The sequence below is a fragment of the Streptomyces sp. NP-1717 genome, assembly GCF_022695985.1.
Classification (GTDB): Bacteria; Actinomycetota; Actinomycetes; order Streptomycetales; family Streptomycetaceae; genus Streptomyces.
In genome coordinates, this window is the sequence record NZ_JAAPBF010000313.1 from 1 (window position 1) to 6,424 (window position 6,424).

The 6,424-nt window shown below is 73.0% G+C and carries 7 protein-coding genes and 1 pseudogene; 5 read left to right on the forward strand and 3 right to left on the reverse strand.

Features of this window, described 5'->3' with window-relative positions; genetic code table 11:
• Both GXP76_RS33055 and GXP76_RS33060 read left to right on the forward strand, forming a co-directional pair.
• Positions 1-1,333, forward strand: a 1,333-nt coding sequence (locus GXP76_RS33055) for a hypothetical protein (protein ID WP_242575310.1), incomplete at its 5' end; no start/stop codon positions are given.
• A 33-nt stretch (positions 1,334-1,366) separates the two neighbouring features.
• Positions 1,367-1,502 (forward strand): annotated as a pseudogene (locus GXP76_RS33060) (AraC family transcriptional regulator); the annotation flags it as partial.
• Here the strand turns inward: GXP76_RS33060 and GXP76_RS33065 are convergent.
• Positions 1,491-3,605, reverse strand: a complete 2,115-nt coding sequence (locus GXP76_RS33065) for a BTAD domain-containing putative transcriptional regulator (RefSeq protein ID WP_242575311.1) — start codon at positions 3,603-3,605, stop codon at positions 1,491-1,493. The pseudogene GXP76_RS33060 and the gene GXP76_RS33065 overlap by 12 nt on opposite strands.
• Positions 3,606-3,710: 105 nt before the next feature.
• Between GXP76_RS33065 and GXP76_RS33070 the strand changes: the two genes are divergently transcribed.
• Positions 3,711-4,607 carry an alpha/beta fold hydrolase gene (locus GXP76_RS33070; protein ID WP_242575312.1) on the forward strand — a complete coding sequence of 299 codons (897 nt, stop codon included), beginning with the start codon at positions 3,711-3,713 and terminating at the stop codon, positions 4,605-4,607.
• A gap of 60 nt (positions 4,608-4,667) precedes the next feature.
• On the opposite strand, the gene GXP76_RS33075 is transcribed toward GXP76_RS33070, so the two are convergent.
• Positions 4,668-5,264, reverse strand: a complete 597-nt coding sequence (locus GXP76_RS33075) for a TetR/AcrR family transcriptional regulator (RefSeq protein WP_242575313.1) — start codon at positions 5,262-5,264, stop codon at positions 4,668-4,670.
• Between the two features lie 79 nt (positions 5,265-5,343).
• Here GXP76_RS33075 and GXP76_RS33080 point away from each other — a divergent pair, with 79 nt between their 5' ends.
• A complete protein-coding gene (locus GXP76_RS33080) occupies positions 5,344-5,775 on the forward strand; it encodes a VOC family protein (protein WP_242575314.1) in 432 nt (143 codons plus the stop codon).
• Between the two features lie 84 nt (positions 5,776-5,859).
• Here the strand turns inward: GXP76_RS33080 and GXP76_RS33085 are convergent, their stop codons facing one another.
• A complete protein-coding gene (locus tag GXP76_RS33085; protein WP_242575315.1) occupies positions 5,860-6,066 on the reverse strand; it encodes an antitoxin in 207 nt (68 codons plus the stop codon).
• A gap of 175 nt (positions 6,067-6,241) precedes the next feature.
• Between GXP76_RS33085 and GXP76_RS33090 the strand changes: the two genes are divergently transcribed.
• Positions 6,242-6,424, forward strand: a 183-nt coding sequence (locus tag GXP76_RS33090) for a hypothetical protein (RefSeq protein WP_242575316.1), incomplete at its 3' end; no start/stop codon positions are given.

Genomic DNA, 6,424 nt, shown 5'->3' on the forward strand with positions numbered 1-6,424 from the left:
GGAACAGACCAAGACCACCGTCGTCGTCCAGATCTTCTTCATCAAGATCAGCAGCTCGGAGACGGTCAAGCTGCAGCAGTGGTCCGACGGCACCGTCACCCTGGAGCGGATCACCGAAACGGGCGGCGGGGTCACGGCCAGCATCTCCGCCGGCATCCGCGGCCTGGAGGACTGGGGCGGCAGCGCCAAGCTGAGCGGCACGTATCTGGCGGGCAGCGGCAGCGGCGGACAGTGGCTGTTCTCCGGGAACAAGACCGGCGACCCGCAGAAGGACCTTGAGCTGAATCTGGAGGACGCGAAGCAGTTCACCGAGTACCTGAAGGCCCAGGACGAGTGCAACTCGCGCCCGGCCGGGCCCCGTTCCTCCGAACTCGGCATGATCTGCGGCTACCACGCCGGCAAGAAGAAGCCCGATCTGCCGCCCGAGAAGGCACCGGACGTCGACATCACCAAGACCTCCGTCGAGGCGTCCGGCAACGCGAACTTCGGCGGGAAGTTCAAGGGCAGCGGAAAGGGCGGCAAGGACTCCGGCGACGGCCCCAAGGACCTGGGGAAGATATCCGGCGAGCTGGCCAACGGCACGATGACCGAGGACGTCGTCGTCATGCGTGCGCACAGCGGACCGAACGCCGGGAAGATCACCTTCGTCTACACCTTCACCGTCAAGGGAGCGGGCGGCGCCGGCGGGGTCGCCACCGGTGAGCGGATGCAGCAGGTGGCCGTCACCTACGACGCGGCGACCTACGACCAGGAGGAGGCGGACGGCAAACCGCACCGCCCGGAGAAGCTGATGATCACCACCAGCGAGGAGGCCGGGGGCGGTGGCGGCGTCAAGGTCGAGGGAGGCGCCAACGCCGGTCCCGTGACGATCGACGTCGGCGGCGGTGGCGGATCCACCCAGTCGCAGATCCACACCGAGACGGCGGAACTCATCCTCGACAACGACGCCGACAGTGTCCTCGTCGAGGACTGGCTGCGCGGAAACGGCGACCAGCCCGCGAAGAACCCGCTGCCCTCCCCCACCGACGCGGCCAAGGTGCCGGGCCCGGACGCGAGCCCGCTCGAACGGCTCCTGCACGAGAAGGGGAAGCTCAGCAGGCTCGACTACCGGGCCAACACCGACTGGTGGAACGCGTCACTGGGCATCGGCTTCGGCATCTCCGCCGGGCAGTTCACCCTCGGGTTCAAACTCTTCGGGATCGACATCACCCATGAGGAGAAGACGCAGACGATCACCGGCAACCCGACCTACGCCACCGGGCCCAAGAACGGCGGCGCCCGCCCGTGGGTGGAGTGGAAGAACTGCAGCAAGGTCAAGCCCATCCCCACGTGACAGGTGCCGTTCCTGATCCGGGCGACCCGGCGCTTGACCGCCCGCACCGGTATGGGTACGGCGCGCCACCCCGCGCCGCCACTTCCACCGCGCTCTCGGCGTGCCTCCGGACACCTACCGGCGGACGTTCCGCACCGGCGGCACGGCCCGCCGGAACTCAGTCCCGTAGCGCCGCGCCGATCGCCGTGAGGTAGCGGCCCACCGGGCCCAGGGTGAGCAACCCGCTGCCCGCGCCCGCGAGTTCGGCGGACGCGGGCAGCAGGCGCTCGTGGACGCGGGCGAGTACGGGGCGGTCGCCGAGCTCCAGCGCCGCCGTCGCCTCCAGACAGCAGCACGCCTCGTACAGCAGATCGCGGGGCGGATCCGGCAGCGCGCGCAGGGCGGTGCGCGCGGCGGGACGGTCGCCCGAGGCGAGAGCGGCGAGCGGGGTGATCCAGGGGCGGTACGGGCCCCAGTCCGCCGCCGGGTCGACCGCGTCCCGCGCCGGAACGCGGGGGCCGTCGGCGAAGTGCAGCGACAACAGGGCCAGGGGCAGGAGGCCGTGGGTCAGCCCCGGCATGCCCGAGTCCGGCAGGTCGGCGGCCGCGGTCTCGTACGCCGGCCGGGCCCGGGCGAGATCCCCGGCGGCGGCCAGGCGCAGTGCGCCGTACCAGCGCGTGAAGACGCCCACGAGCGGGAGTTCATGACGCTCCGCCAGACGGTCCGCGGCGGTGGCGTGGGCGTCGGCCGACCGGAAGTCGCCGAGGGCGGCGTGTGCCTGAAGGCCGATCAGACGGCCGAGCACCTCGAAGGTCACCAGGCCGTTGCGGGCGCCCAACCCGACCAGTTCCGCGCCGATTTCGGCGCGGCGGGGCGCGAGACCGGCACGGGTGAAGGACTGCATGAACACGCCGTTCAGCGCGAACGCCAGTAGCGCCGGGTCGTCGAGGCGCCGGGCGATCGCCTCCGCCTGGCCCGCCGCCTGGGGGCCGCGCGAGGAGTGCGACCCGCGCGTCTCCACGGCGACGGTCGCGAGCAGCCGGCAGCGCACCGCGTCGTACGTACGCGATCCATCCGGTCCGTCCGACCCGTCCGGTCCGTCCGACCCGTCCGGTCCATCCGATCCGCCGGGCGGCGGCAGGGCGGCCAGGGTGCGTTCGGCGGCGGCGACGATTTGCCGCGCCAGTTCCGGGTCGTCGCCCCGGGTCCAGATCGCGGGGACGTCGAAGGCGCCGATCACCCGGCCGGTCAGCACCGGGTCGCCGAACTCCTCGGCTGCGGCGACGGCGGCCATCCGGTGCTCGCGGGCGGCGGCCAGCCCGCCGCCACCGGTCACCGCGAGATCGCGGAGCAGGCCCACCGTCGTCTCCAGACGGGCGCGGGCGCCGGACGCGACCGTGCGGTCGTACGCCGCTGCCGCCCGGGTCCACAGGCGCGCCGCCGTCTCGGTGGGACCGGCCGGCCCGTCGGTGGCGCCGAGTGCCGGATCCTGCGCCAGGACGTCCGCCTCCAGCCGGCGCAGCGCCGGCCCCGGGTCCACGCCGAGCTGTTCCACCAGCGTCGACCGGGCCCGGCGCAGGACGGCGAGCGCGTCCCCCTGGCGGCCCGTCCGGTACAGCGCGAGCGCCAGCAGCCGCCACGCGTCCTCGCGCCAGGGGTGGTCGGCCAGATGCGCGTCCAGGTCGGGTACGGCCTCGGCGGCGAGGCCGAGGTCCAGCTGTGCGCCGGCCCTGCGCTCGACGGAACGGAGCCGCAGTTCGGCGAGGCGGGCACGCTCGCCCCGTACCCACTCCTCGTGCGCGAAGTCCGCGTACGCGGGCCCACGCCACAGCTCCAGCGCCTCGTCGAGCCGGGGCAGCGCCCGGGCGGGCGGCAGCTTCGCGGCCTCGCCGACCGTCGTCTCGAAACGCCAGGCGTCGACGGTGTCCGGCCCGGCGCGCAGCGCGTAACCGGGGCCTTCGGTGACGAGCAGCCGGGCGGGAGCACGGGGCGGACGGTCCGGTTCGAGGGCGCGGCGCAGGGCGGCGACGAAGGTCTGTACGGCGCCGACCGCGCCGGGCGGCGGTGCATCCGGCCACAGGTCGGTGACCAGCCGGGTGACGGGGACGACCCGGCGGCGGGCGACGATCAGACGGGCCAGTACGGCGCGGTGGCGCGGGCCCTTGAGGGCGATCGGGGTGCTCGGGGCGATCGGGGCGCGCCCGTCGCCGGCGGTGCGCCCGGCGCTGTCCACGGTCGCGCGCTCGGCGGTCACGGGGCCGAGTACGCCGAACAGGACTTCTTCCCGTTCCATTCGCCTCCCGTCCGCGCCGCCCCGTCACCGGCCCGCTGCTGACCCGGCGCTGATTCGCGGCGTACAGGCTCGAAGCCAGGCACCTCACCCTACGAAAGGCGCGTCATGCACCCCACCATCCCCGGCTTCACCTACCGGCGCGTCCCCGTCGACGGCGACATCGCCCTCAACGTCGCCGTCGGAGGCTCGGGCAGCCCGGTCGTGCTGCTGCACGGCTTCCCGCAGACCCACCTCATGTGGCGGCACGTCGCCGTCGAACTCGCCGCCCGCCACACCGTCATCTGCCCCGACCTGCGCGGTTACGGCGCCAGCGACAAGCCCGCCGAGGACGCCGGGGCCGATGGGGCCGCCGGGCTCACGTACGCCAAGCGCACCATGGCCGCCGACGTCGTCGCGCTCGCCCGTGCCCTGGGGCACGACCGGTTCGCGCTGGCCGGCCACGACCGGGGCGCGCTCGTGGCGATCCGGGCGGCCCTCGACCACCCGGAGGTGATCACCCACCTCGCCTCGCTTGACGTCCTGCCCACGCTCGACACCTGGGACGTCATGCACGGCACCTCCGCCGCCGTCGGCTTCCACCTCTATCTGATGGCCCAGCCGCCCGGTCTGCCCGAGCGGATGATCGCCGCGAGCGCGGACGCGTTCTTCGGCCACTTCCTCGACATCTGGACGCGCGATCCGCGGGCGATCCCGGCCGACATCCGGGCCGCGTACCTGGCGGCCTCCCGCGCGTCCGTGCCCTCCGTCGTCGCCGACTACCGGGCCTCCGCCGGGATCGACGTCGTCCACGACCAGGCCGACCGCGACGCCGGGAACCTGCTGCGGATGCCGGTGACCGTCCTCCAGCAGGACTGGGGTACGGCCCTGGGCTTCGACGCCGCCGCGCGCTGGCGCGCCTGGGCGCCCGACCTGCGGCACTCCACCGTCTCCTGCGGCCACTTCATGGCCGAGGAGGCACCGCGGGACGTGGTCGGGGCCGTACTCGACCTCCTCACCCGCTGAGGGCGCGCGGGCCACGGCACCCCCGACCCGTCGTCCGGCGGCCCGTCGTCGGAGGGGCCGTCAGCCGACCCGCAGCGCATCGAGGAGGCGCCCCAGCGCGGCCCGGGTGTCGCCGAGGTCCGTCGGGTCGGCCGAGGTCGCCAGCCACAGGGCCGCCTCGTTCATGGCGCCCGACAGCAGGTGCGCGAGGGGCGCCACCGGCTGCGCGGCGACGACGCCCTCGTCCACGAGCGCGGTCAGCGCCTCCGTCAGATGGCGGGCCGACGACGCCTCGTCCATGGCCCGCCACTCGGTCCAGCCGAGCACGGCGGGCCCGTCGACGAGCATGATCCGCTGGATGTCCGGTGCGGTCGTGGCCGTGATGAACTCCTGGCAGCCCGCGACCAGTTGGTCCCAGGATCCGTCCCGCGCGCCGGCCGCCCCCGCCACGCGCCGCCCCACCTCCTCCTGGACGTCCTCCAGTACGGCCCGGAACAGCGCGGTCTTGCCGTCGAAGTGGTGGTAGAGCGCGCCCTTGGTCACACCGGCGGCGGTGACGATCTCCGCGAGGCTCACCGCGCCGTAACCCTGCTCCGCGAAGAGCCTGCGGCCCTCGCGCAGCAGGGTCAGTCTGGTCTGCTCCCGCTGCCGGGCCCTGGCACCGTGCTCCTGCGGCATCGCGTTCCCCTCCGATTGACATACCGACGGTATGCGAATAACGTCGTTCGCGTACCGATGGTATGCGAAAGGAATCGTCATGGAGCTGACCAGCCTCTATCCCGTGATCGCCACCACGAGGCTCCAGGAGTCCCGCGACTTCTACACCCGGTATCTGGGCTTCGAGACGACCTTCGAGGCCGACTGGTACGTGAGCCTGCGACGGCCGGGGACCGTGCCGTACGAACTGGCGCTCCTCGACCCCACCCACCCCACGCTGCCCGAGGGCTACGGCAGACCCGTCCAGGGCCTCCTCCTCAACTTCGAGGTCACGGACGTGGACGCGGAGTGGGAGCGGCTGGTCGTCGGTGCGGGGCTGGCCCCCGTACTCCCGCTGCGCAGCGAGGACTTCGGGCAGCGGCACTTCATCCTGGCCGACCCCGCGGGGGTGCTGATCGACATCATCACGCCGATCGAGCCGGTGGGGGAGTTCGCGGAGCAGTACGTGGGCTCCGAGGGGGCTCGGCCGTAGGGCCGGCGCGTGAAGGCCCCGACCGGGGCGGGGGGCCGGTCGGGGCCTTCACGCGGGCTCTCTCGTCCGGATCGGCTCCGGGGCTCAGCTCCGCGGCGGGCGGTCGTCGCCCGGTGTGGGCCGCTGGTGGGACCCCAGCTGTTCGTTGATCTTCTCCTGGGCCGAGTCGACCTGGCGCTCGTACTTGTTCCCGGTCTTCTTGTCGACGGCGTCACCGGCCTTGTCGACGCCTTTTCGCACCGTGTCCTCGTGGCCCTTGACCAGACCCTTGAGCTTGTCGAGCATCGACATGACTCGTCCTCCCTAGTGGGTTCACCTCCAGCATCGGGGGGTGTGTCGTATCCCGCATCCGGGCGGCGACAAAGTACGCGGAAGAGCCGGTTAGCGGTCCATTTCGCGGTGATCTCCGGGCAAAGACCGGACCCCGAGGCTGCGCTCGGGGCCCGGGAGTCGCACTCTTGACCGTATGAGTGACACACCGATCGTCGTGCACCGGCCGTCCGGGACGGGCGGCCGGCGGGTCACCGTCCGCGGCCGGATCATGGGACTCGCCCACAACGACGACCATCTGATCGAATTCCTGCGGCTCGCCGGGCTGCCCGACGCGTGGGAACTGCTCGACGATCCCGCCTGGGTGGAGTGGCAGGGC

Bases quoted from the DNA above. Each gene is read 5' to 3' on its own strand.
- GXP76_RS33075 (WP_242575313.1), bottom strand. From the start codon at position 5,264: ATGCCGCAGGAGCACGGTGCCAGGGCCCGGCAGCGGGAGCAGACCAGA.
- GXP76_RS33080 (WP_242575314.1), top strand. From the start codon at position 5,344: ATGGAGCTGACCAGCCTCTATCCCGTGATCGCCACCACGAGGCTCCAG.
- GXP76_RS33070 (WP_242575312.1), top strand. From the start codon at position 3,711: ATGCACCCCACCATCCCCGGCTTCACCTACCGGCGCGTCCCCGTCGAC.
- GXP76_RS33065 (WP_242575311.1), bottom strand. From the start codon at position 3,605: ATGGAACGGGAAGAAGTCCTGTTCGGCGTACTCGGCCCCGTGACCGCC.
- GXP76_RS33085 (WP_242575315.1), bottom strand. From the start codon at position 6,066: ATGTCGATGCTCGACAAGCTCAAGGGTCTGGTCAAGGGCCACGAGGAC.